General features: G+C 47.9%; 21 protein-coding genes and 1 rRNA gene. 20 read left to right on the top strand and 2 right to left on the bottom strand.

Translation table 11 applies throughout. The features are described from left to right. Positions 1 to 135: 135 nt before the first annotated feature. The 11 genes from rrf (at position 136) to GCWU000182_RS01595 (ending at position 13,294) form a co-directional block, all read left to right on the top strand. Positions 136 to 251, top strand: a 5S ribosomal RNA gene (gene rrf, locus GCWU000182_RS01545). Positions 252 to 427: 176 nt separating this feature from the next. Then, entirely contained in the window at positions 428 to 1,555 is a 1,128-nt protein-coding gene (locus GCWU000182_RS01550; RefSeq protein WP_023390975.1) for a PepSY domain-containing protein, read from the top strand. A gap of 215 nt (positions 1,556 to 1,770) precedes the next feature. Next, on the top strand, positions 1,771 to 2,460 hold the full coding sequence (locus GCWU000182_RS01555; RefSeq protein ID WP_035363888.1) for a response regulator transcription factor: 690 nt from the start codon (positions 1,771 to 1,773) through the stop codon (positions 2,458 to 2,460). Next, complete coding sequence (locus GCWU000182_RS01560; RefSeq protein ID WP_035363890.1) at positions 2,426 to 3,805, top strand: sensor histidine kinase; 1,380 nt, start codon at positions 2,426 to 2,428, stop codon at positions 3,803 to 3,805. The genes GCWU000182_RS01555 and GCWU000182_RS01560 overlap by 35 nt, the downstream gene beginning before the upstream one ends. 500 nt (positions 3,806 to 4,305) lie before the next feature. Then, the gene (locus tag GCWU000182_RS01565; RefSeq protein WP_023390978.1) at positions 4,306 to 4,896 is read left to right on the top strand and encodes a CDP-archaeol synthase; all 591 of its coding nucleotides are present in this window, start codon (positions 4,306 to 4,308) and stop codon (positions 4,894 to 4,896) included. 10 nt (positions 4,897 to 4,906) lie between these two features. Then, the gene (locus GCWU000182_RS01570) at positions 4,907 to 7,399 is read left to right on the top strand and encodes a PEP/pyruvate-binding domain-containing protein (RefSeq protein WP_023390979.1); all 2,493 of its coding nucleotides are present in this window, start codon (positions 4,907 to 4,909) and stop codon (positions 7,397 to 7,399) included. Next, the gene (locus tag GCWU000182_RS01575) at positions 7,389 to 8,018 is read left to right on the top strand and encodes a CDP-alcohol phosphatidyltransferase family protein (RefSeq protein ID WP_023390980.1); all 630 of its coding nucleotides are present in this window, start codon (positions 7,389 to 7,391) and stop codon (positions 8,016 to 8,018) included. The genes GCWU000182_RS01570 and GCWU000182_RS01575 overlap by 11 nt, the downstream gene beginning before the upstream one ends. Continuing rightward, positions 8,011 to 8,874, top strand: a complete 864-nt coding sequence (locus tag GCWU000182_RS01580) for a phosphatidylserine decarboxylase (protein WP_023390981.1) — start codon at positions 8,011 to 8,013, stop codon at positions 8,872 to 8,874. Before GCWU000182_RS01575 ends, GCWU000182_RS01580 begins: the two co-directional genes overlap by 8 nt. After that, on the top strand, positions 8,867 to 9,766 hold the full coding sequence (locus GCWU000182_RS01585; RefSeq protein ID WP_023390982.1) for a UbiA family prenyltransferase: 900 nt from the start codon (positions 8,867 to 8,869) through the stop codon (positions 9,764 to 9,766). The genes GCWU000182_RS01580 and GCWU000182_RS01585 overlap by 8 nt, the downstream gene beginning before the upstream one ends. Further along, on the top strand, positions 9,766 to 12,240 hold the full coding sequence (locus GCWU000182_RS01590) for a phosphoenolpyruvate synthase (RefSeq protein WP_023390983.1): 2,475 nt from the start codon (positions 9,766 to 9,768) through the stop codon (positions 12,238 to 12,240). The genes GCWU000182_RS01585 and GCWU000182_RS01590 overlap by 1 nt, the downstream gene beginning before the upstream one ends. After that, positions 12,227 to 13,294, top strand: a complete 1,068-nt coding sequence (locus GCWU000182_RS01595; protein ID WP_023390984.1) for a hypothetical protein — start codon at positions 12,227 to 12,229, stop codon at positions 13,292 to 13,294. The genes GCWU000182_RS01590 and GCWU000182_RS01595 overlap by 14 nt, the downstream gene beginning before the upstream one ends. A 55-nt stretch (positions 13,295 to 13,349) precedes the next feature. Here GCWU000182_RS01595 and GCWU000182_RS01600 read toward each other — a convergent pair whose 3' ends face one another. After that, positions 13,350 to 13,859, bottom strand: coding sequence for an HXXEE domain-containing protein (locus GCWU000182_RS01600; protein ID WP_023390985.1), 510 nt, complete (start codon positions 13,857 to 13,859; stop codon positions 13,350 to 13,352). A gap of 246 nt (positions 13,860 to 14,105) precedes the next feature. Here GCWU000182_RS01600 and pulA point away from each other — a divergent pair, with 246 nt between their 5' ends. Next, positions 14,106 to 16,037, top strand: coding sequence for a type I pullulanase (gene pulA / locus GCWU000182_RS01605; RefSeq protein ID WP_023390986.1), 1,932 nt, complete (start codon positions 14,106 to 14,108; stop codon positions 16,035 to 16,037). 93 nt (positions 16,038 to 16,130) lie between these two features. On the opposite strand, the gene GCWU000182_RS01610 is transcribed toward pulA, so the two are convergent. Then, complete coding sequence (locus GCWU000182_RS01610; RefSeq protein WP_023390987.1) at positions 16,131 to 16,463, bottom strand: hypothetical protein; 333 nt, start codon at positions 16,461 to 16,463, stop codon at positions 16,131 to 16,133. 205 nt (positions 16,464 to 16,668) lie between these two features. Between GCWU000182_RS01610 and pepA the strand changes: the two genes are divergently transcribed. The 8 genes from pepA to nrdR all read left to right on the top strand — a co-directional run bounded on the left by pepA (position 16,669) and on the right by nrdR (position 25,578). Then, the gene (gene pepA / locus GCWU000182_RS01615; protein ID WP_023390988.1) at positions 16,669 to 17,748 is read left to right on the top strand and encodes a glutamyl aminopeptidase; all 1,080 of its coding nucleotides are present in this window, start codon (positions 16,669 to 16,671) and stop codon (positions 17,746 to 17,748) included. Positions 17,749 to 17,808: 60 nt separating this feature from the next. Next, a complete protein-coding gene (gene ytpR, locus GCWU000182_RS01620; RefSeq protein ID WP_023390989.1) occupies positions 17,809 to 18,438 on the top strand; it encodes a YtpR family tRNA-binding protein in 630 nt (209 codons plus the stop codon). 65 nt (positions 18,439 to 18,503) lie between these two features. Then, positions 18,504 to 19,352 (top strand): hypothetical protein, encoded by an 849-nt coding sequence (locus GCWU000182_RS01625; protein ID WP_035363893.1) that lies wholly within the window; start codon positions 18,504 to 18,506, stop codon positions 19,350 to 19,352. 36 nt (positions 19,353 to 19,388) lie between these two features. Continuing rightward, a complete protein-coding gene (murC, locus tag GCWU000182_RS01630; RefSeq protein ID WP_023390991.1) occupies positions 19,389 to 20,720 on the top strand; it encodes a UDP-N-acetylmuramate--L-alanine ligase in 1,332 nt (443 codons plus the stop codon). Positions 20,721 to 20,878: 158 nt separating this feature from the next. Then, complete coding sequence (polA, locus tag GCWU000182_RS01635; RefSeq protein ID WP_023390992.1) at positions 20,879 to 23,521, top strand: DNA polymerase I; 2,643 nt, start codon at positions 20,879 to 20,881, stop codon at positions 23,519 to 23,521. 44 nt (positions 23,522 to 23,565) lie between these two features. Continuing rightward, positions 23,566 to 24,444: a DNA-formamidopyrimidine glycosylase gene (gene mutM, locus GCWU000182_RS01640; protein ID WP_023390993.1), complete on the top strand. Its 879-nt coding sequence runs from the start codon at positions 23,566 to 23,568 to the stop codon at positions 24,442 to 24,444. After that, positions 24,437 to 25,024 carry a dephospho-CoA kinase gene (coaE, locus tag GCWU000182_RS01645; protein ID WP_023390994.1) on the top strand — a complete coding sequence of 196 codons (588 nt, stop codon included), beginning with the start codon at positions 24,437 to 24,439 and terminating at the stop codon, positions 25,022 to 25,024. The genes mutM and coaE overlap by 8 nt, the downstream gene beginning before the upstream one ends. Positions 25,025 to 25,101: 77 nt before the next feature. Next, a complete protein-coding gene (nrdR, locus tag GCWU000182_RS01650; RefSeq protein WP_023390995.1) occupies positions 25,102 to 25,578 on the top strand; it encodes a transcriptional regulator NrdR in 477 nt (158 codons plus the stop codon). Positions 25,579 to 25,600: the final 22 nt, after the last annotated feature.

Genomic DNA, 25,600 nt, shown 5'->3' on the forward strand with positions numbered 1-25,600 from the left:
CTAGAAGTGGAAGTGGAGTGATCCATGGAGCGGACTAGTACTAATCGGTCGAGGTCTTAACCACAAGATTTGAGGTTAGGTTTGAGGTTATTCAGTTTTGAGTGTGCAAGCACTCAATAGAAGACAACACCCAAGTGTGGTGATTATGGCAAGAAGGACACACCTGTTCCCATTCCGAACACAGTAGTTAAGCTTCTTAGCGCCGATGGTAGTTGGACCTTTGGTCCTGTGAGAGTAGGTCGTTGCCATGCTGGGTGAAAGTTTTAAGCGTCCCTTAGGGGATGCTTTTTTTATGTAGATAGTAGAAAAAAATTTTTGGCCTCTTTAATCCGTTCATCTTTCATTCATTTTTCGCCCTTAGACTAAGGATATCAGGTAAGCAACCCCTACTTATCTGAAGATTATAGAAGCTAAAGGAGCGATTAACATGAAAGTATCAAAACATCTACTCTTAAGCGGTGCATTAGCCGCATCCCTGGCAACTAGTGCAGTCTTACCGACACTAAGCGTCTTTGCAGGTGAGGCTGGCCAGTCCAATCAAGCCTCCCAGTCTAAGACCTATCAGGCAGGCCCTGATAAGGGCCAAGAAGGGCCGAGACAGCAAGCTGGCGACCATTGCCAAGGCCACGATCGCGGCCCGGGTGGCCATCATCAAGGACATGAAGGACATGAGCAAGGTCCTGGTGGACATGGTCAAGGTAAAGAAAAGAAAGAAGGGCAGTCCACTCAGAATGTTCAAATTAATGTCACTATGAAGCAAGCTTTAGAAAAGGCTGCGAGTCAAGTGCCTAATGGCCAAGTCTTAGGCGCTAGCTTGTATGACCAAGATGATCAACCTGCCTATTCCGTTGTCGTCAAGGCAGATAAGGACTTTCGTTTTGTCTTTGTAGATGCTCAGTCAGGTAAAGTGACAGAAGAAGAGCCGAATCAGGAACAAGGTCATGGTCACGACCGCCAAGGCCAAGGTGAAGATCATGACCATGGGTCTGGCAAGAATCAAGGTCCGGGGCAAGGCCAAGACAAAGGCCCAGATAAAGGTTCAGGACAAGACCAAGCTCCCGCTCAAGGTCAGGCGCCAAATCAAAATCAAGGGCCAGATCAAGGCCAACAACCTGCCCCAGGTCAAGATGGCGCTCAGGCTCAAGGTCATGACGCTAAGCCAGAATTTAAGGCGCCAAGCGTTAGTGCGCAAGCGGCTTTAGACGCTGTCTTAGCCAAGTATGCGGATGCCAAGGTCTATGGCATTGAACTTGAGCCAAGTCATGAACAAGATAAGGCAGCTGCTTACACCGTCACCTTGGAAAGCAACCAAACTTTCAAACAAGTGACCGTTGATGGTGAAACGGCAGCTGTAACAGAAGATGAAGATCAAGAAAAGGGCCATCATGGGCCAGCTGACCATCAAGCAGGTCAAGGGCAAGGTCCTGGCCAAGAGGGCGACCGTGGTCAGCATCAAGGGCCTAACCAAAATCAAGCAGGCCCTGGTCAAGGACATGATAAGCAAGAAGGTGGCCCACAAGGTCAAGAGGCACCAGCTGAATCCAACAAGCGTTAGTCGACTTAACTAAGTTAGGATGGCTAAGCTACTGATTGCTTACTGGCTACTGTCGTGTCACAATAGGTAGCCAGTAAGCAGGCAGGTGGCATTCTCAGACAAGCTGCCACTTGTAGAGCCTGCCATTCCCCCACATCAGGGTGCCTTTGGGTGCCCTGATTTGCCTTTGAGTAGAAATGTTGATACAATGCAATTTGATGAGAAGAGGTGATCATATGAAATTACTGCTAGTGGAAGACGAACGTGACTTGAATGCCAGTCTAACTAAGTTGCTAAAGAAGCAACAATATAGCGTGGATTCTGCTTTTGATGGGCAAGAAGCCCTAGATTTTTTGGCGGTAGGTAGTTACGACCTCATAATATTAGATATCATGATGCCTCACATGGATGGCTTTGAATTTCTGGAGCGCATCAGATTGCAAGAAAACCCAGTGCCTGTTCTCTTGTTAACAGCCCGGGATGCTGTTACGGATAAGATTCGGGGCCTGGATTTGGGCGCAGATGATTATATGGTCAAGCCCTTTGAATTCGAGGAGCTACTAGCTCGCTTGCGGGTCCTGCTCCGTCGGCCTCTGCGTCATATCCTAAGTGATCAGGTGGAAATTGGGCCTATTCGTCTAATTCTTTCCCAGAAACGTGTCCTCAAGGATGGCCAGGCCGTTAATTTAACGGCCAAGGAATACGAGGTCTTGGAGTACTTGGTCCGCAACCAGAACCAAGTACTGTCGCGTGAGCAGATTCGTCATCATGTCTGGGATTATGAGCAAGAAGCAGAGTCCAACACCATTGATGTCCTCATCAAAAATATTCGACGTAAACTCGATAGCGAGGGGCAACCCTCACTGATTCAAACCAAACGGGGGTTAGGCTATGTGGTGCCATCGCTTCAAGCAATTTCTGACTAGCATTGCCAGTCGTGTGACTATTTGGTATACGGGCTTTATGGTCATCATGCTCTTGGCCATGTTTGGGGCCACCCTATGGATTTCAGCCCGCTTTGTGGATGCCGATCGCAAGGAAAGCTTAGTCGAGGTGGTCCAAATGGCCAGCCACCACGCTGACTCACCACAGGATCAGGAGGGCGGCCCGCATGAAATGGATCGCCATTCCTTTGAGCAAGGGGTTACTCTGGCCTATTATGATCAGCAGAATGTCAGTCGCCAGCACTTGCCCGGCTTCTTTAAGTGGGACTTGCCCCAGAATGGGGGGACAGTATTGAGCTATCAGGAGGGGGACCAGTCCTTTCTCTACTATGACCTGCCACTAGAGAATGGCCAGGGATGGGTGCGTGGGGTCATTGCCCTCAGTGCGTCTAGCCGGGAACTCAACAATCTGCTCAGAGTCTTGGCAATAGCCGGGCCAGTCCTGCTGGTCCTAATGGTGCTAGGGGGCTACTGGGTGTTAAAGCGGGCCCTAAAACCCATCAAGTTGTTGGACCAAACAGCTCATGCGATTCAGACCAGTGGGGATTTGTCCCAAAGAATCCCCCTAAAAGGGCCCCAAGATGAACTCTATTTCTTGGCCCAGACCATGAATGGCATGCTGGAGACAGTGGAAACTTCCTTCGAGCGTGAGAAGCAATTCAGCCATGATGTCTCTCATGATTTAAGGACACCCGTCACCGTCATCCTATCAGAGAGTGAGTACGGCCTGCGCTATGCGGATTCTTTGGCCGAAGCTCAGGAATCGCATGCCACTATCCAACGACAGGCGCTCCGTATGAAGGATTTAATTAACCAGATTTTAGAATTATCCAAGCTAGAAGGCCAGGACAGTTTAGCTTTGAAGCCACTTAATCTCAGCGATTACTTGGCTAAGCGCCAGGAAGATGATCAGACCTTAGCTCAAGCAGCAGGCAAAGAGCTTGCCTATGACCTTGCGCCTAACTTGCAGGTTGAGGCTGATGAAGTCCTCTTAGGCCGACTGGTGGATAATCTGCTTAGCAATGCCCTTAAGTTCGCTCAAAGTCAGGTCACGCTTAGCTTGACGGCTAATCAGGTAGATGGGGTAATCCTGTCGATTACAGACGATGGCCCAGGCATTGCAGAGGCAGAACAGGCGCACATTTGGCAACGATTCTATCAGGTGGATCGTGCCCGTACTAAGTCGGCCTCAAGTGGCGCCGGTCTCGGCCTTGCCTTGGTCAAAGCCATTGCCGACCAGCATGGAGCCCAGCTAAGCCTTAAGAGTCAGCTGGGGGCAGGGGCTCGTTTTGAGGTGAAATTTCCGCCCGTAAAAGTCACAAACTAAGTAAATCAAAGACCAGAGAGGCTAGACTATCTAGCCTCTTTTTGTGGGTGAAGGCCAGGGGCTAAGCCTACTAAGTTAGAAATTATGCTAGCTAATAAGTAAAGTGATTTTACAGCTCTCGATATATTGAAATACCAATCTAAATTATCAAAGTAATTAGCTTTAAATCCCTATAATATAGGATATCTAGCGAATAAGCACGGTAAGGAATATGGGTTTTATATTGTTTTCATTATAGAGTTGATGGTATACTATAGAAATAATAAGTCAGACCCTCCCTTATTTTGTATGAAGATTTGCAAGCCAAGACTTAGTCAGCTCAGACTAGCTTGCTGGCTCTTCCAAGGGGGACGAGGTCTAAGTAGCGATTGCGGAGGCTGGGGGGACCTAGCTTCTTTTTGTATATCGCTCATTATATCCCCTCCTCAAGGAGACGGACGACTCGCTACTTTTCATGTAGCCAGTTTGGTTCTTATATTAGTTCAAAGGAATGACGCAGCATGTCCATGATTCTCTCCCTTTATCTGACCCTTATGCCAGTCATATTGGCAGGTATCGCCAATATGATATTTTGTAAATCTTCCCTATTAGACTCAGTCAATCAACCCATTGATGCTGGGCGCCTACTAGGGGACGGTCGTCGTCTTTTTGGAGCCAATAAGACCTGGAAGGGTTTCTGGGGGATGGTAGTCTGGGGCTTACTTGCTCAATTAGTTTGGTCCTATTTTCTGGCGCGTCAGCCGGATTTAGAAAAACTCCATTTGATTTATGCTCACTATCCGAATAAGCTAGCAACTAACTTTCCGCTGGGTATTCTCTTGGGTTTGGCCTATGTGGTTTTTGAATTGCCAAATTCTTATCTCAAGCGTCGCCTAGATATTTCGCCAGGTAAGACCGCTAAGGATGCTTGGAAGTATCCTTTTATTTTGCTGGATCAGATTGATTCCTTAATCGGGATTCTCTTGGTCTTGCACCTTTATATTTCCTTAAATTGGGCACAAATCATTGGCCTATTGCTAGTAGGGACATTGACCCACTTAGGGGTTAATCGTCTACTATATCTAGCGAAATTAAGACAAAATCGATTATAGGAGTAATAAGATGGATACACTCTATCAAGCCAAACAGACCCCAAGCTATGGGGGGAAAATTAATCATCTTTTGAGTTTGAGGCAGCTTAATCTCCCAGTGCCAAATGGACTTATTCTATCAGCCGAGCAAGTTATGACCTGGCTAGCTGATTGCTGGCCGGAATTAGCAAGCCCAAGACTAGATTGGGACAAGTGGCTCAAGTTAGATCGAAAAGTGGTGCAAGACCAGTTAGAAAGTCAGAATCTGCCTGCTAAATGGGAGGCAGCTCTGGAGAATTTTATAGAGGACGGTAAGACCTATATTGTTCGCAGTAGTGCCCTCTTGGAGGACCAGGCGACAACTTCTTTTGCCGGTCAATATGACTCGATAGCAGATTGCCAGACCATGTCATCAATTGTAGCTGGGATTAAAGCTTGCATCTTGTCATTACTTAAACCTCAAGCCCTTGCTTATTGGCATCGGCAAGAGAAATCCTGGCAGGACTTTGGCTTAGCCATTTTAATCCAGGAGCAATGTCAGGCTGATTATAGTGGGGTCTACTTCACCTTGAACCCTGAATCCAATCAAGACCAAGAGATGCTGATTGAGTATGTAGCGGGAGCGGGAGAGCAGTTAGTCAGTGGTCGCGTGAATCCGGAACGATTAAGCTTAGCCTGGTATGAGCCGGATTTGAAGCTAGTTGTAGCCAGTGGTCTATCTCAAGCCCTACTGGCCAGACTTCATGAGCAAGCCATGCTTATTAGCGCCCACTTTGGTCGCCCTATGGATGTCGAGTGGTGTGCCTGCGGTGACCAAGTCTATCTAGTTCAGGCTCGCCCTATGACGACGCTGCCTACTCGAGTCAGCCAAGGGCGTTGGACGACAGCTAATTTTCGCGATGGCGGTGTGGCAGCCCAATCCTGCCCTAATCTCATGTGGAGTCTCTACTTTGATGCTTGGCAAGAGTCCTTGTCGAGCTTCTTGGAGGCCATTGACTTAGCCCCTAGTGGTCCTATGCCGGACTTGATGCGCCGGCATCATGCTCGTCCCTACTGGAATTTAGGGGTAGTCAAAGCAGCCATGCAGCAAATTCCTGGTTACATTGAACGGGATTTCGATGATGAGCTAGGGGTTAATAAGGATTACGAGGGTAGAGGATACCGAAGTCAGTTAAGTTTGAGTCTTCTGACACGCTTCATCAAGGTGGCTTGGAAGACACAAAGCCTTACCAAAAAGTTCATGAAAGCAGCCCCTGAAAACTTAACTAATTTACAGGACAACTTTAAGCAGCTAGAGTCCGAGATTGCAAGCCTAAGTTACGAAACGCCCTTGGAACAAGTTGAGACCCTCTGGCGTCAAGTCATCTTAGACTGCTACAGAAAAACGGAGCAGACTTACTTCTGGCAAGCCTACATCAATACGGTCCAGCTCTCCATGCAAAAGACACGGCTACTAAGATGGTTAAGCCAAGACCAGTTCTTTCAATTGATTGCAGACCTAGGTAATATTTCCCATACCCAGCCTTTAGAAGAAATGCTAGCCTTAGCTAGTATGATTCGAAATCGGCCGCTGATAAAAGAAGATTGGGCGCAGCAAACAGTGTCAGGCTTAGTAGAACTTGCTCAGCAAGAAGGGCATAGAGACGATTTTAAGGCCTTGGCTGATTTTATGGTTAAGTTTGGTCATCATTCAAGGCGGGAACTGGACTTGAGGGAGCCAAGTTACATGGAAGAACCTGAACAAATTATAGCGCTAATCCAACGCCTAGTGATCGATAATGCCTATTATGATAAGGCGCAAAAGTCTCTGGTCAGACAGCACAAGAATCAAGGGCTACCTAGTGGCTTGACAGGATGTCAAAGCCGCAAGATTAAGAAGATTGCGAACTCTTTACGTCACTTATTGTGGTGGCGAGAGGAGTTTAAGGATTGCTCAACTCATGCCTACCACCTGATTCGGCAAGTCAGCCTGGCTTTGGGTCGAGCCTATCTTAAACAAGGCTACCTAGAGCAAGTGGAAGATATCTTCTATCTAACCAAATGGGATCTCTTAGCCTTCATGAATGACAAAGATAGAAGTATTGACCTACAGCAACTAGTCAACCAGGATTGCCATTATTGCCAGTCCTATGATAAATGTCAGGCGCTAGGAGACTTAACAGAAGGTAATTTCCAACCGCTCCCACAAGGCAGCCGGGAAGCTTACTTGAGTGGCATGCCTGCTAGCAGTGGTCAGGTCACGGGGCGAGTGCGCCTGATTTTAGACTTGGCAGATATAGCTAGCATTCAACCGGGTGAGATTTTGGTGACAGCTTATACCGATACGGGTTGGAGCTATGTCTTTGGCATCTTGGGAGGCCTGATTACGGAGACGGGTGGGGTACTCTGTCATGCCTCGATTGTGGCCCGTGAATGTGGTATTCCGGCTCTGGTTTGTGTCCAAGAAGCAACCAAGAGGCTCAAAACAGGCATGCTAGTCACGCTAGATGCAGAGAAAGGAAAGATTCATCTACATGAAGATTAAAAACTATTTGATTGGAGAATATGATAAATCGGTCATACTCACTTATTTGGGAGCAGCCTTTGCCTTAGTAGCGATCTATTGCACGTTACGAGGGCAGGTCCGGCTAGCCATGATGGCCTTTATCCTTAGTGGAATTTGTGATCTCTTCGACGGTGTAGTGGCTAGAAGCTTACCACGGACACCTGAACAGGAACGTTTTGGCATTGAAATTGATTCACTCTGCGACATGATTAGTTTTGCTGCCTTGCCGGCTTTCCTCCTCATGTCTCAGCTAGCTCTTGGACCTGCCAATCTTTTGCCTGCTATTATCTATGTGCTAGCAGCTGTGACGCGCTTGGGGCACTTTAATCGCTTGGCCAAGCATGATGAGGGGAGCGGGCAATATTTTGTCGGGGTTCCCGTCACTTATGGCGCCTTGTGCTTTCCCTTAAGCTATCTGTTAGGTCAATGGTTGGCGCCAGGACTCTATACTTGGCTTTGGTTGGGAATAGCCTTTCTCTTAAGCGGCCTATTCGTCTGGAACCAGCCCGTTCCTAAGCCTAACAAGAAGGCTTATCTGGCTTTCGCCCTATTAGCGATTCTTAGTCTAATCGGGCTTTGGGTCTTGCCTTATGGTTAAGGTCTACCAGCGTCAAAGTGGTCAGGTCATAGAGCCTGAGGTCTATCAAGAAGGCTTGGTTAATCGCCTCTACCTGACTAGATGGGGACGATGGCTCCTTCCTCTGTTGACACGTCCTAGCATCTCCTATTTGCTGACCCTGAGCGATTACTTGCCCTGGTCAAAAGCTAAGGTAAGAAAGTTCCTAGAGACCTATGATCTGTCTCTGGCTGACTACCAAGAGGGGACCTATCCCCACTTTGCAGCCTTTTTCCAAAGAAAAATTCAGCCAGACTTACGCCCAGTCTGTCCAGAAGGGCAAGTCTTGGCCGTAGCCGACGCCAAATTACAAGTTTTTGATATTCATGAAGACTTAAGTTTGGTCTTAAAGGGGCAAACCTATAATTTGGCGGAATTATTGGAAGATGCCCAACTAGCGCAGGCCTTCCAGGGTGGGCTAGCCTTAGTATTCCGTCTAGGGGTCGAAGACTTGCATCGCTATTTAGCCATTGAATCTGGAGTGATTACCCATCAAAAAAGCATCAAGGGCAAGTTACATAGTGTAAGGGAAGTTGCCCAAGCCCAGCGCCTGATTTATCGTGAAAATAGCCGGCATTACTGTCTAATTGAGACGGAAGAGGGGCCAGTTCTTCAGATGGAAATTGGTGCGCTGCTAGTCGGTCGAATTTTTAACCATCATCAAACTTACCTAGTCAGAGGCCAGGAGAAGGGCTACTTTGGCTTAGGTGGATCCACTATTGTTGTATTATATCCAGCCAATCGTATTGAGCTGGACCAAGATATTAGATATTACTCAGACTTAGGTATCGAAAGCCAGGTCAGAATGGGTGAAAGGATAGGTGTTAAACATGTTTAAACGTTTAGCGATTTATTATAAGGAAATGTTTCCGCTGGGGTCGCGTTTTATTGTGGCAGCCATTATGTTTTTCGAGATTTATTTTGTCCTCTTGTTAAATGACGGGGTGACAAGCTTTAATTTCAACCATCAAGAATTGATTGGGATTTTCACCATTTTTGTATTCTTAATGATTTTACGTATTGCAGATGACTTCAAGGACTATGAGACCGATCAACGACTCTTCCCCCATCGAGCTTTACCGTCAGGACGGGTCAAGAAGAAGGATTTAGCTATCGCCTTAGCTTTTATCGTCACGGTCTCTGTTGCCTTAAATATCTTCTTCATGAATAATATCTTTTGGTTCCTCTTCCTCTATATCTACGGAACCTTGATGTCTTTCTGGTTCTTTAAGCGAGATAAAATTCAAAATTCATTGCCTTTAGCCTTGGTGACCCATAATCCGGTCATGATGATTCTGAATCTCTATACTATATCCTTCGTATGCTATAAGTACAATCTGCCCCTATTGTCAGTTCCGACTATTCTCTTGGCCTTCACCATGTACTTCCCAAGCTTGATTTGGGAAGTCTGTCGTAAGATTCGAGCACCAAAAGATGAGACAGAATATGTGACTTATTCCAAGCTCTTCGGTTATAAGAAGGCTACCCGTTTTATCGAAATAGTCACTATTCTAGATATTATGACCAACTTTCTTCTGCTCTGGAATATTTCCCATGTAGGGGTCGTAGTCTTGGTGCTTAATGTTATCTGGATGACGGTTCAGTTTGAGCAGTTCATTAAGGACCCAACCCTCTTCAATATTCGGGAAAGAGTTGAACGTTATACCTATATTACTGAGACTACCATGGTCGTCTCAGTAGCTGTCTACCTCTTGATGGGAGTCTTCTAATGAAACAAGTCTATGATCTCCAGAAAGTGGGGGGGAAAGCCTACCACCTCATGGAAATGACCAAAGCGGGGCTACCAGTACCTAGTTTTGCGGTCTTTGCCTTTGACTGTTTTGATCGAGTGGACAGTATGGATTTTCTGGCTAGTCAGGAAGCTGCCTATCAGGCGGGTGACCTGAGTTTAGAGCAGCTAAGTCAAGAACTATTGACTTGGGCCAAAGAGACTTTTGCTAAGGAAGATTTAAGTCCTGTGCTGAGCTGGGCCAAGCAAACTTTTCCATCTGGTCAGGTGCGTTTGGCAGTTCGTTCGTCTGCTAGCATTGAAGACGGTGCCGTCTCGTCCTTTGCGGGGCAATTTGAAAGCCAGCTAGATGTTCCAATCGACCACTTACCCCAGTCTCTAGAGCATACTTTCTTGTCCCTCTATCAGGTATCCACTCTGGCCTATCTCTTCAAGCAAGGGATTAGCCTGCCAGAAGCTCAGATGAACTGTCTGGTTCAAGTCATGATTAAGGGGGATTTATCAGGTGTTTATTTTACAGCCAACCCTAAGGGAATTCTTAATGAACACATTGTGGTTGTGGGACAGGGCTTGGGGGATCAAATTGTAGAAGATAAGGTTCCTACTAGCATGGTGACCTATCATCCGGCAGATCAGCTATCCTATACTGAACAAGAGCCAGGCGCCCCAAGTTTAACAACTAGTCAATTAGGGGAATTAGAATCCTTAGCCCAGCAAGCCGTGGCGCTTTTTGGCCCCTATCTGGATTTGGAATTTACCTTCCAAGGAGACCGGCTCTACATCTTACAAGCTCGGCCTATTACTACTTTGCCACAAGGCAAGCAAATCATTCTGGATAATAGTAATATTGTTGAGAGCTATCCAGGTCTCTCTACACCCTTAACAATCAGTTTTATTCAAGAAGCCTATGCAAGTATATTCCGTGGCTTGGCTCAAAGATTGGTGGGGAAGGGGGCAGCTGAATTGGCTGCCTATGAGCCAACCTTCCAGAATATGCTCTGTCCAGTCAATAGTCGAGTCTACTATCAAATTCAAAGTTGGTACCAGCTTCTGCAATTGTTGCCCTTCTCTAAAAAGATTATTCCTATCTGGCAGGATATGCTGGGCGTGAGGGAGACGGAAGTACCGGCCATGCCAATCCATCTTTCGCCTTGGAAGCGACTTAAGATTATGGGCCGAATCGTGCGTGAGTTTTTCACTGCGCCTAAGCAAATGGCCCAGCTAGAACAGGAATTCATCCGTATTCAAGCAGTCTTTCAAGAGCGTTTCTCACCAGATGCGGATTTAGAGCAGCTGACAGCGCTAGTTGAACAGCTTAAGGATGAGATTCTAGCACATTGGGACATTACCTTGATTAATGATCTTTATGCCTTTGTCTATACGGGATTATTGAAAAAGTCGCGTCATGGACAAGATGTTCAGGCAGAAATCGCCGGTATTGAACAGATTGAAAGTATGCGGCCGGCTCTAGCCCTTCAGGACTTAGTTGAGGAGCTCAAAGATCCCAAGAACCACGTTCTTCGTCAGGCAATAGAAAATGAAGATGCAGCAGACTTTTTAAGTCGACAAGATCCCTTAGTAGCCAAGATCCTGGGTTTTATCCAAGAATTTGGTGACCGGGCACCCGAAGAACTGAAACTAGAAACACCGACCTTCCGTACCCACCCACAAGGACTCTTATCCTTGCTGGTTCAAATGTGCCAGCAAGAAGCTCCTGACCTAAAAGCCTCAAGTGTCGCAAGCAATCAACCAAGGAGTTGGTGGACGGGCTTTTTACGCCGTCGCGCTATGACTGGCGTTAAGTACCGAGAAAGCTCAAGACTAAATCGGACTCGGATTTATGGGATGATGCGGATGATTTTTCGAGCCATTGGGGCGCAACTTGCCAAGCAAGGCTATTTAGAGACGGAAGAAGACATCTTCTATCTGACCAAGGAAGAAATCTTTGAACTGGCCAGACAGCCACACTCAGTATCGGACCTGATTGCAGAAAGACGTGCTAAGCTAGCGGGTGACAAGACCTTACCTAACTTCAGTCGCTATGTCTTCTTGGGTCAAGTATTTGAGAAGTATGTGCGATTTTCAGGGCAGGCACGTAGCCAATTAAGTCGGGCAGAACACCTTCAAGGGATTGGTTGCTCGCCTGGTCGAGTTAAGGGCCAAGTGCTAGTAGTGGACGATGTTCAAGCCATTGAATCTGCTCAGGGTAAGATTATGGTGACCAGAATGACGGATCCAGGTTGGGTCTATCTCTTAACTCAAGCCCAAGGGGTCATCGCTGAGCAGGGATCCCTCCTGTCTCATACAGCCATTATTTCGCGTGAGCTAGGCATTCCATCAGTTGTGAATGTGCGGGGTGCTACTCAATTGCTGAAAAGTGGGGATTGGATTGAAATGGATGGCTTAAGCGGTCAAGTGACCCTCTTAGAGGAGGCGGACCATGCTAACCATTAAAGCAGTGCAGCCTCATTCGCCGGAGCTAGTCGACTTTCTAGCTTTGCCGCAGAAACTATATGCCAAGGGGCACTTAATGCAGTCACCTGAAGAGGAAGTAAGTCTGATTAGTGGGACCCATCCACTTAGCCCGGAAATAGAAGTGAGAGCCTTTGTCGGTTACCATGACCAGCAAGTTCAGATTCGAGGCTTGCTGACTTATTATCCAGTCGATGGCACTTGCTTCTTAGGCTATTTTGAGTCCTTAGATGATGTGGACATGGCCAAGCAGTTTATAGCCTACATAGCTGATCAGGCCCGCGACCTAGGGGCTGAAAAACTCATTGGGCCCGTTCAGACTAGTTTTTGGTTAGGCTATCGCATGCAGCTCTCTGGCCATGGGGACTTGCCTTTTACTGGCGAGCCCCATCAGCCGGCTTATTACCCCAAGCTCTGGGAGGAAGCGGGATTCAAACTAACCGAAAGCTACCTGTCTAATTTCTATCCTAAGGTAAGTCCCACTACCCAGGAAGCCAAACTGGCTAAGCGTTATGAGGCTGCCCTAGCAGCAGGGATTGACATTCGATCCCCCCACAAGTCGGATTGGTCTAAGGTGTCCTTACAAGTCTTTGAACTCTTGAATCGACTTTACCGAGATTTTCCTATTTACCGTTCCTTGCAAGGGGCACAATTTAGTGCCATCTTCGAGAAGTATCGTTATATTCTGGATTTTTCTATGGTTAAGTTAGCCTATCAGGAGGATAAGTTAGTGGGTTTTTTGATTACCATGCCAGACTATGGAGCCTTGGTTTATCAAAAGTTAAATTTATTTACTTTAGCCAAATTGCTTTGGATTAAGCATCGAGCCAAACGCTACATCATACTCTACCTAGGAGTAGATCCGCAGTATTTGGGTTTGGGGTCAGCACTGAGCTACCCAATTTTTAAGCAAGCTCAAGCCAGAGGGGCTTCTGCCGTTGGCGCCTTAATACATCAGCATACACTGACACGGCACTATGCGGCTGACTTACAGGGAACTAGCCATACTTATGGGCTCTATCAACTCTTACTATAAAAAAGCTCGCACTTGTGATAAGTGCGAGCTTTTTACATGGTTTTAAATAGAGGGGCTAGGCTTTCTGAGATTTAAGGCTTTTCGTCACTAACCGCATCAATTGATGGGCAAAAGCCAGGTTCACCACCATGAAAATTAGCCCTAGCAAGGTCCAGATTAGGAGGCTTAGGAGGCTATAGTTCGTTTGATCGATTACTTGCTTGATAATCAAGATGCTGGGGGGAAGCAGCACTAGACTGCTAGCTAGGGCAGGAATATATTTTCTAATCAGGATGCTTTGGATCAGGTGGATGAGGAGATGCAGGCTGAAGGCTATAAAGGCTCCCAACCAGACCAGATAGTTAGCAAAATACAGGCTAGCGCCGGTGATGATAATCACCACTAGATACTCCTCTAAGACTGCCACTGCAAAGCCTGAAGGGGAAAAGTGTTCATAGGCAGCTGCAATTCTAGGGTATTTGTCTAAAATCGCTTGATTTTTGTCCAGCCATGGGCCAAAGCCAATGATTTCTTCCATCTCATGTAGCATAAAAATGACGGGAAATAACCACAAAAGATTTTCCATAATTTGCTTCCTCCCTTAGCTTTTTACATTTGTATTATAGCGTTTCAAGACCAGTATTTCAATCATACTGCATGTATAAAATAGACAGCTAGATGAGACTTTGGGTCGTAAGATGAGAATCGCATAAGATTAGTTGTTTTCTCATCAGATATGAGCTAAAATGTAAGGCTAAAGACTTGTTTCTGAGCACCGTTTGCGGTACACTATGCGTGAGAATACGTATACATAGAAAGAGAGAGAAATATTGTGACAGATTTAAATCCAAATCAGGCGGTGGGATTGGCTACCAAAGCAGTCAGAACGGTTGATTTTGATCAAGAATTTGCCTATGACGGACCTTTAGGTGCCTTTTATACACCTCAATCAACTCGTTTTATCGTTTGGGCACCAACGGCTAAGAGTGTGACCGTTGAAATTTATGAATCCAACCAGCCAGATAGCAACTTAGCTAGTGCTCACGTCATGCGACGTGGTGAACGCGGTACTTGGGTGATCGAGATTTTAGGGGACTTGCACTTAACTGCCTACACTTATCTATTAGACCATGGTTCATTAGGCCTTAAACGTAGCCAAGACCCGTATGCCATTGCGGCAGTGGTTAATGGTGACCGCAGTGTAGTGGTCAACCCAGCAGCCACTCAAGTGGAGGGCTTTGACCGTATGCCGTCTTTTGGAAAGGCGACCGATGCTATTATCTACGAACTCAATGTCCGCGACTTCTCAGTAGCGGAAGATTCTGGCATTTCAGCCAAAGGTAAGTTCTTAGGGCTTGCCGAAGCAGGCACTCATACCTCTAATGGCCAAATCACTGGCTTAGACTACCTTAAGTCGCTGGGCTTTACCCATTTGCAATTATTACCAATTTATGATTACGCGACAGTAGATGAGACAGAAGCCAAACCAACAGCCTACAACTGGGGCTATGATCCTAAGAACTACAATGTGCCAGAAGGCTCCTATGCGACGGATCCTTATAATCCGCTTAGCCGGATTTTAGAACTCAAGCAAACCATTAAGACCCTTCACGACAATGGTATGCGCGTCATTATGGACGTGGTCTATAATCACGTTTATCAGTTTGACTTGCAAGCCTTCCAGAAGATTGTACCAGGTTATTTCTTCCGTTATGACCAGGCAGGTAACTTGTCTAATGGGACGGGGGTCGGCAACGATACCGCTTCTGAACGCTATATGATGCGCCACTATATCTTGGATTCCATCCTTTACTGGACACGAGAATTCAAATTAGATGGCTTCCGCTTCGACTTAATGGGGATTCATGACGTTGAAACCATGTTGGCCGTACGTCAAGCCCTGAATGAAATTGATCCGTCCATTATCGTTTTAGGCGAGGGTTGGAATCTGGGAACCATGTTGCCTTATGAAGACAAGGCTGCCCAACACAATGCCTACCGTATGCCTGGAGTGGCTCACTTTAACGATTCCATTCGTAATGCCCTCAAAGGTGGTAACTTCAACCAGCAAGAAGGCGGCTATGTCAATGGACGTCCTGATTTAGAAAAGTTAGTGGCTCAGAACCTCTTAGTAGGGATTCCTAACTCGGCTTATGCTAGTCCGGACCAAGTCGTCCACTATGTTGAGGCCCACGATGACTTAACCCTTTATGACAAGTTGTGTTGCACTCATCCTTATGATTCTGAAGAAGTTCGTGTTCGCCGGGCTTTAATGGCGACCAGTTTGGTCCTCTTGGCGCAAGGGATTCCCTTCATTCATGCTGGTCAAGAGTTCTTAAGAACCAAGAAACTGATAGAGAACACCTACAATGCACCGGATGAAATCAACCAATTTGACTGGAACCGAGTAGCGGAACATCAAGAGACGGTGGATTATGTCCGCGGCTTAATCAAGTTACGTAAGAGCTCACCACTCTTCCGCCAAAACTCTTACGATGAAATCCTCAACTCCTTGGCTGTTTACCAGCTACATGATGGCGTCATTGCCTACCAATTAGAGGATGAGAATTCTGCATATTTCATTATGATTAATGCTAATGATTGGCGCATGCCAATCACCTATTTGCCACATGGTCTCTACCGCAAGGTAATCGTTGATTATACGGCACCATTGGAAGAGGGCCAAGTCTTCGACCTTAATGGTCACTACGAAATGCCAGGCCTGTCTGTGACCGTCTTGGAACGCGTTGAGAAGGCAGAATAAGTACACAGATCAATCCGACCACTTAAGTGGTCGGATTTTTGTTTGTCAGCACGCAAAAAAGAGCCGCCAGAGCGACTCCAAAGATTCTTTAAGTTAGCCTTCTACAGGGAAGAGATCTAGAATTTGACCGGTGTAAATATCGCAGACGAATTGATAGTGAACTAATTGTTCACCTTCATAGCGGCTAATGCCCCCAATATAAACTTGAGGTTGGCTTTCTAATTCAGGGTATTCAACCGGAACATAGTGAATCCAAGAACCTTCAATCGGTCCTTGTTTAGCAAATTCAGCCTTAACTTCGGCTAGGACCCGGCTCGGGCGTTTAGGTTGGGATTCCAAGTAAAAGAGGGTCCCAGCCACGCCGACAATGGCGCCGGTTAAGAGTAGGAGGCCACCGACGAGGCCTTTACGTGGAGTGGATGACATAGTATTTTTCCTTCTTTCATAGGCATGGTGCGCGCTCCATCAGGGAGCGGTAGGTGGGGGCGCACAGGCTTGTGCTCCGTACTCTTAGTGTAACACAAATTCGAGTACAATTCATTGATTTTACTAAGCGCTCGTGAGATAATAAAAAGAGTAAAATCTACCTATTTATAATGGCGAAGGAGGTAGCGGTGCGACCGCGACAGGCATGACATTACAAGGCTTTGACTTAATCAAACATCTGACCGAATTACAAGGGATTTCGGGCAATGAAGGGCAGGTTCGTCGCTTCTTGCAGGAAGAGTTGACACCCTTAGTTGATAAGATCGAAGTGTCTGGGATTGGCAACCTCTATGGGATTAAGTATGCCAAGGATCCAGACGCACCACGTCTCATGCTGGCAGCTCATATGGATGAAGTGGGCTTTATGGTCCGTCAGATTACCTCGAATGGTCTCTTAACGGTGACACCTATTGGGGGCTGGAACCCTTATAGCATCTCAGCTCAACGCTACACCCTCCAAACTCGCAAGGGAGATTATGTCTGCATTTCGTCATCTGTAGCCCCTCACTTATTACGGGGCAAGGATGGGGTGGCTAAGTCAGTGGCGCCTGAAGATATCCTATTTGATGCCGGCTTTACTTCCCGCGACGAAGCCTTGGAATATGGCGTGCGTCCTGGCGATTCTATTGTACCTAAGACAGAAACCGTCTGGACAGCCAACAAGCAAGCCCTAATCGGCAAGGCTTGGGATAACCGCTATGGCTGCGCTGTGATGCTAGAAGCCATGCGAGCAGTCAAGGACAAGGAGCTAGCGTCCACCATTATTGCAGGGGCCAACGCTCAGGAAGAAGTCGGTTTGCGTGGCGCCAAAGGGGCCGTTCATCGCTATCAACCAGATGCCTTCATCGCTGTAGACTGTTCGCCAGCCGATGATACGGATGGTAACAAGGACAAGTTTGGACAGTTAGGGGGTGGCTTCCTCTTGCGGATGCAAGATCCAGGTCACATCACCCACCGTGGTATGCGTGAGTTCTTGCTGGATACAGCGGAAACCCACAAGATTCCATACCAATACTTCTTCTCCAAAGGTGGAACTGACGCGGGTGCCGCTCATGTCAGCAATGATGGGGTGCCTTCAGCAGTCATTGGGGTCTGCGCCCGTTACATTCACGGTCACCAAACCCTTTTCCGTATGGATGATTATGAGGCAGCCAAGGAAATGGTCATCAAAGTCCTAGAGACTTTCGACAAGACCACCTTAGCGACCATTCGCGCCAATGTCTAAGGACAGCTTAAATAGAATTGATATATCAGATAAGTAGACGAAAGGAAGAAAAGAAATCATATGTGGTTAGCATTCTATAATCCTGGAGGCGTCGGTGACGTGCTCCTTCTCACTAGTGGCCCAGTTTCTTCACACGAGATTGACCCAGATAGCAAAGGTCAGGTAACCGCCCTGCGCCATCATCAATCTCAAGCCATTGTGGGCTATAACCTCTTCGGAGTGGCAGACTTGAACTTGGCTGGAGAGGGTCCAGTGACCTTGACTGCCGAGCAAGTGGCTCAAGTCAATGCCCGTATTCAAGCGGCGGGCTTCGATCAAGCGGTTAGCTTTGATGCTTCACCACGCTTGGTCGTTGGTTATGTGGAAGAGTGTGTTGACCACCCAGATAGTGACCACTTACATATTACGCAAACACGTGTAGCGGCTGACACTGTCCTACAAATCGTCTGTGGGGCAGCCAATATTGAAGCCGGCCAAAAGGTCTTAGTGGCTCAACCAGGTGCCGTTATGCCAGATGGCTTAATCATTTGGCCAGGCCAATTACGTGGCGTTGACAGCAATGGTATGATTTGTTCTACACGCGAACTAGGTTTGGATGCCATTGAAAATAAACCAGGAATCTGGGTATTGAAAGATGACTTAGCAGTCGGCACACCACTTGAGCAAGTCATCGCCCACTATCAAGGCTAGTTAGCCATTTAGGTGATCAAACTAGCAGCATCAAGCAAGACCAGAAGATGAAAGGACGGGGGCTTATGAAGGACTACCAAGGACCTGCTTATCAGAAGCGGAATGTAAATTACGACAACCGACGTTTTAACCGGGAATCCCAATCGCCTTCAAGCAAGGGCGCCCCTTACAAATTCAAGTCTGCGCTAGAAGAGAAGCAAGAGACCAGCCGGGGCCATCGCCCTGTCTATCATCACGAGCAACCTTGGCGGGATCAACCGCAAAAGATGATTGATGCCAGTCAGACACCACCGCCAGCTACGACACATGAGCCATTGGAAGAGGCTGACTATCGGGTAGCCTACCGTGAGCGCCACAATAGTAGCCCGAATCAGCGCTTTAATTCCGATTTGGTGCGGGAACGCATGATGTCAGAGCCAACCGAAGAGGAAAGTCCCGCGCCTAGCTATCGACCGGGTGAGGAGCTCAGACTGCCACAAACGCATTCTGACCGTTTGGATCGTGCCTATGTGGCACCAGCCGAGCGGCGACCTCAAAATGACTGGCCCAAGCCAGGCCAAGCTAGCCGTCGACAGCAAGACCGTCAGGTTCTGGATGAATTTTTAGAAGCGCCGACTTCTCAGCGCTCACGCCAAGCTTGGCAGGCTAGTGCCCAAAGAGAGCGGGAGCACCATGATGCCAGCAGCCAACGTCAAGTCTCGGATGCCCAGGCTAAGTTCCAGTCTATTTTAGAGAATGGGCGAGATAGTCAGGAAGTGGCAAGACAGGCGCGGGCCGAACGTTTCCAACCTAAGGAGCTACCTAAACCTTATCAGCCACCGCAATCGCAAGCTGTGACGGAAGTCGGGGTCTCTCGTGAGATTTTGGCCCGTATGCGTAAGGACAAGGACAGCTATTTATTATTTGAAGACTAGAAATTAATTGAGTGAAAGGACGTGTGTAGGTTGATTATGGATAAAGCAACAACCTATCATTTTGTGGGAATCAAAGGTTCAGGCATGAGTGCTCTCGCACTTATCCTGGTAGGAGAAGGCTATAAGGTACAAGGGAGTGACGTAGGCAAGTACTTCTTCACCCAGCAAGGCTTAGAAGCTGCGGGTGTGCCTATGATGGAATTCTCGGCTGACAATATTCAACCTGGCCTGACCATTATCGCAGGCAATGCCTTCGGGGATGACCATGAAGAATTGGTGCGGGCGCGCGAATTAGGCTTGCCAATCTACCGCTACCATCATTTCTTAGGTAAATTGATTAAGGGTTATACCAGTATTGCCGTTTCAGGCTGTCACGGTAAGACCTCTACCACAGGTCTCTTGGCGCATACCCTCAAGCACTTAGCCCCTCTGTCTTACTTGATTGGGGATGGGACCGGCTATGGTCAAGAATCCGCTAATTACTTTGGCCTAGAAGCTTGCGAGTATCGTCGCCACTTCCTGTCTTATGAACCAGATTATGCCATTATTACCAACGTGGATTTTGACCATCCTGATTACTTCACTTCGATTGAGGATGTCTTCTCAGCCTTCACTAGTTTTGCAGGCCAAACCACCAAAGCCGTGATTGCTTGTGGGGAAGATGCTTATCTGCGTCAATTAGAAGCGCCGGTTCCTGTTTACTACTATGGTTTTGACAGCAATTCTACTGTTTATGCAACCAATATTGAACGGACACAGGATGGATCTGACTTTGATGTGACCTTTGAAGGTAAGTTCTTAGGACGCTTCCATGTGCCAACCTATGGTAAGCACAATATCTTGAACGCTTTGGCAGTGATTACGGTCTTGACCCTAGAAGGTTTCCCGGCAGATGCTATCGCCCAAAACCTAGCGACCTTCACGGGTGTCAAACGTCGTTTTAGCGTTAAGACGGTGGGGGATTTAACCATCATTGACGACTATGCCCACCATCCAAGCGAAATCAAGGCCACCATTGATGCGACCAAGCAACGCTATCCAGACAAACGATGTATCGCAGTCTTCCAACCTCATACTTTTAGCCGGACAGTGGCCCTGCTTAACGAATTTGCTGAGTCACTTAACCTAGCAGACCAAGTCTATCTCTGCGACATCTTCAACTCTGCCCGCGAGCAAAGTGGGGAAGTTACTATTCAAGACTTGGCGGCCTTAATTGACCAAGAGGTGGAGATTATTTCGAGCGAGCACCTGTCACCACTCATGCAATATAAGGACGATGTCATTGTCTTTATGGGCGCGGGTGATGTGGATAAGATTGCCCAACGCTTTGAAAAAGAATATGCCCGCCTACATCCAAATGTCCTTTAAGACTCACTTGGCGGCTAAGACCTAACACTCAATACAAGTCATCGCTATCAGCCATTCTTAGCGGCTTGTCCTAAGGGATGCTGCTGGACTGGCTGATTTACTTTGCTTCAGGCTATTAGAGTCTAGGAGCTTAACATTCACACTTAAGGAGGCGCCCCATGACCCAGCGCAAAATTTTATTAATTGATGGAAGCAGTTTGGCCTATCGGGCCTTCTTCTCCATTTTGGATATTGAACGATTTAAGAATAAGGCGGGCCTACATACCAATGCCTTGTTTAGCTTTAACCGTATGCTGGATGGGGTTCTAGACCAGTTTAAGCCGACTCATGTCTTGGTGGCTTTTGACAAGTCTGGTCATACCTTTCGGACGGAACAATATCCAGAATATAAGGCAGGACGCCAAAAGACACCAGGCGAGTTCCGCGAGCAGCTACCTTATTTCCGGGTGCTCTTGGATGCCTATGGCATCAAGTACTACGAATTACTCCACTATGAAGCGGACGATATCCTAGGCACCCTGGCTAAGGCGGCAGATCCAGACGACCAGGTCATGATACTGTCGGGGGACAAGGACTTAACCCAATTAGCCAGCGACCAGGTGACAGTCTATATCACCAAAAAAGGCGTAAGTGAGCTAGAGCCTTACACGCCAGCCAGCATTTGGGACAAGTACCAGCTGACGCCCCAACAGATTATCGACCTCAAGGGACTGATGGGCGATAGCTCGGACAACTATCCGGGTATTGAACGGGTAGGGGAGAAGACCGCCCTTAAGTTGCTCCATCAATTTGGGACGGTCGAAGGCCTCTATCAAGGTCTGGATCAACTCAAGCCTTCCAAGATGAAGGAAAACATTATTCGGGACGAAGCTAATGCCCGCCTCAGTAAGTCACTGGCCCGCATTGTCCAAGATGCGCCACTGGAAATCACCCTCGATGATTGCCTACTAGGACAGCGTGACCTAGCTCAGTTAAGTGAATTTTATGTCCAAATGGATTTCCGTAGCTTCTTAGCCCAACTGCATCAAGGGGCGGAAGTCGTCGCTAGTCAAGAGACCACTCGCTATCCTGTGACTTGGTTGGAGACCATTGAAGAAGACCATGTTAAGCTAGACGGTGCCTTCTATCTGGAGACTCTCAGCGAGAATTATCACTTTGAGCCAGTCCTAGCAGTGGCATGGACCCAAGGCGACCAGGCTTATGCCACAAGTGGCAAAGTCGCCTTCGCTAGCTCAGCCTTCAGAAAATGGTTAGAAGATGGAGATCTTCCTAAGATCAGCGCAGACCTCAAGCGAGACAGCATCTTGCTGGACCATCAAGGCCTGACACTAGCGGGTGTGACCTTCGACGTGGGCCTGGCGGCTTATCTGGTTGATGTCGAGAAGATTAAGGATCTAACTAGCCTGGCCACCTATCTAGACTTGGGGATTCAAGTCCAGCTGGATGAAGTAGTCTATGGCAAGGGTGTCAAACAAGCTCTGCCAGAAAATGAGCGCTTAGCCCAGCACTTGGCGGACAAGGTTTCACTTTTGGACCAGGCCGTAGCCCCCTTGACCCAACAACTGGATGACCTGGGTATGACCCAGCTCTACCAAGACATGGAATTCCCGCTGGCTCAAGTCTTGACGGACATGGAGAAAAGAGGGGTAGCGGTCGATGTGGCCACTCTGGATCAGATGAATGACTTGCTCTTAGCACGCTTAGAAGAATTAGAGGCCGAAATTCAAACATTAGCAGGACAAGCCTTCAATCCTAATTCGCCTAAACAGTTGGGTGAAATCCTCTTCGAACGCTTAGGCTTGCCGGTCATTAAGAAGACCAAGACTGGCTACTCGACAGCAGCCGATGTCCTAGAAAAACTCAAGGACGCCCATCCCATTGTGGCAGCTCTACTGACCTATCGCCAGCTAGCTAAGCTTCAGGGAACCTATTTGGCTGGTTTACCTAAGTTTATTCAAGCCGATGGCAAGATTCACACCCGCTTCGTCCAAACCCTGACCCAGACCGGTCGCTTATCCAGTGCGGATCCTAACTTGCAGAATATCCCCATTAGGATGGAGGAAGGTCGCAAGATTCGTCAGGCCTTTGTGCCGTCTGAACCAGGCTGGCAACTCTTTGGCGCCGACTACTCGCAAATCGAGTTGCGGGTGCTGGCCCATATTTCAGGTGATCCTCATATGAAACAGGCCTTTTTGGAGGGCCAAGACATCCATGCGGCGACCGCACGACGAGTCTTTGGCCTAGCAGAAGATGAGGCGGTAAACAGCGATATGCGTCGTCAGGCCAAGGCGGTTAACTTTGGCATCGTTTACGGCATTAGTGACTATGGTCTGTCGCAAAACTTGGACATGCCGCGTAAGGAAGCCAAGGCTTTTATCGACCGCTACTTGGCCGAATATCCAGGCATCTCGACCTTTATGCAGGAAATCGTGGCTCAAGCCAAGAAAGACGGTTATGTCAGCACTTTGTGGGGCCGGCGACGTGCCTTGCCGGATATCTATTCCAGCAACTTTAACCTGCGTTCCTTTGCAGAGCGGACGGCTATGAATACGCCAATTCAAGGAACGGCCGCCGATATTATTAAGGTAGCTATGGTGGCCTTAGATCAGGCCATTCGTCAACGCGACCTCCAGGCTCGTCTGCTCTTACAGGTGCACGATGAGTTGATTTTAGAAGCACCTCAAGAAGAAATCGCCATTTTAGAAGAGTTGGTACCGGAAGTTATGGAGGGCGCTGTTAGCCTATCAGTACCACTCAAGGTAGAGGCAGCCAGTGGTAGCAACTGGTATCAACTAAAATAAGGCCTAGGCCCCTTAGAGAGCCCGGCCTAGAAAGGAAGTGATTTATGCCGGAATTACCCGAAGTAGAAACGGTACGGCGTGGCCTGACCAGTCTGATTGAGGGCAAGATCATTGCGGAGGTTCAAGTTTTCTGGCCTAAGCTAATTGACTTAAGGCCCCAAGAGACATTGGCTCAGTGGCAAGATTACTTGCGAGGCCAGACCATCCAAGCGGTGGGGCGGCGGGGCAAGTACTTATGGCTGGATTTTGGTCCTCAGGTCCTAGTCTTTCATTTGCGAATGGAAGGTAAATGTCATGTCTACCCACCAGGTCAGGAGCCTAAGACTAAGCCCAAACATGTGCATCTGATCATGACTTTTAAGGACGGCAGTCATTTCTATTATGAGGATGTCCGCAAGTTTGGTCGCTTCTCTTATATGGCCAAGGACCAATTAGAAAGCTATTTTGCCAGCAAGAAGTTAGGACCTGAGCCTACCCAAGAAGCCTTTGACTTGGCTCATTTTCGGGCTCAGTTAGCGTCTTCTAAACGGGCACTTAAGCCCCTCTTGCTGGACCAGACCCTGGTGGCTGGTTTAGGCAATATTTATGTGGATGAAGTCTGCTTTAAGGCGCAGATTCATCCAGCAAGACCGGCTTGTGACCTTACCGTCCATGAGGTCAAGCGTCTCCATGCCGCTATTATTGAGATTTTGGCGGCGGCTGTGCAGGCGGGTGGTTCTACTATTCGGACCTATCGCAATTCCTTGGGGGCGGCTGGAACCTATCAGGAGTCCTTGGCTGTCTATGGCCGAGTAGATGAGCCCTGTGAACGTTGCGGCCGTCTGATCCATAAGGTCCAATTGGGCGGACGAGGGACCCATTTCTGCCCTCATTGCCAATCAGCCCGCCTCAAGCATCCGCTAGGAGGAAAAGGCCATGCTTAGAATTGGTTTAACAGGAGGGATTGCCACGGGTAAATCCACCGTGTCTAACTACTTGAAGGAACTAGCCTATCCCCTTGTCGATGCGGATGTAATTGCCCGTCAGCTAGTGGAACCTGGCCAAGAGGGCCTGGAGCGCTTGGTGGTGCGATTTGGTAGGGGAATTCTGGATGAGTCAGGTGCCCTTAACCGCCAAGTCTTTGGCCAGCGGCTCTTTGGGAATGCCCAGTTGCGCCAAGAGGTGGATCAGCTTTTGCATCCACTCATTTATGAGGCCTTGGAGGCGGAGAGTCAGCGTCTGGCCCAGTCGGGAGCAGCGCTTGCCTTTTTCGATATCCCCTTACTCTATGAGACAGGCTATGACCAAAAAATGGATCAGGTCTGGGTGGTTTATCTGCCTCATGACTTACAAGTAGAGCGGCTAATGGCCCGTAATGGCTGGAGCCAGGACCAAGCGGAGGCAGCCATTGCCAGCCAGGCATCTATTGAAGCCAAGCGTCAGCGGGCAGATTTAGTCATTGATAACCAGGGAAGCTTAGCGGCGACCTTTGCCCAGGTAGATCAGGCTTTAAGCCGTCTCTAGCTTGTTCCTCTGATAAGAATTCGTTATAATAGAAGGGAAAAGCGCCATCTGGCGCCAGAAGATAAGGAGGGAACCCTATGGAATGTCCAAAATGTCATCACCAAAACTCCAAAGTTAATGACTCCCGGCCAGCTGATGGTGGGGCGGCAATCCGGCGGCGGCGGGAATGCCTCAACTGCAAACATCGTTTCTCTACCTATGAACGGATCGAACAGATTCCCTTGTTGGTCATTAAGCGTGACGGTACCCGGGAAGAATTCAGCCAAGAGAAGCTACTGCGCGGTATTGTGCGTTCAGCTGAAAAACGGCCTATTACCATGGAACAAATGCAGGCTTTGGCTCAACAAGTCGAAAACAAGATTCGCGAAATCACTGACCAGGAAATTGAGTCAGAACAAATTGGGGAATTTGTGATTCCACTCTTGATGGAATTAGATGAAGTGGCTTATATTCGCTTTGCTAGTGTTTATCGCCAATTCCATTCGCGTGAGAGCTTCTTAAAAGAACTCCAAGCCCTACAAGATCGTTTAAGTGAGAAAAACGACAAGAAATAATCAATTGACTTAAGTCAAATTT

Source organism: Abiotrophia defectiva ATCC 49176 (assembly GCF_000160075.2).
In the GTDB taxonomy this organism is placed as follows: Bacteria; Bacillota; Bacilli; order Lactobacillales; family Aerococcaceae; genus Abiotrophia; species Abiotrophia defectiva.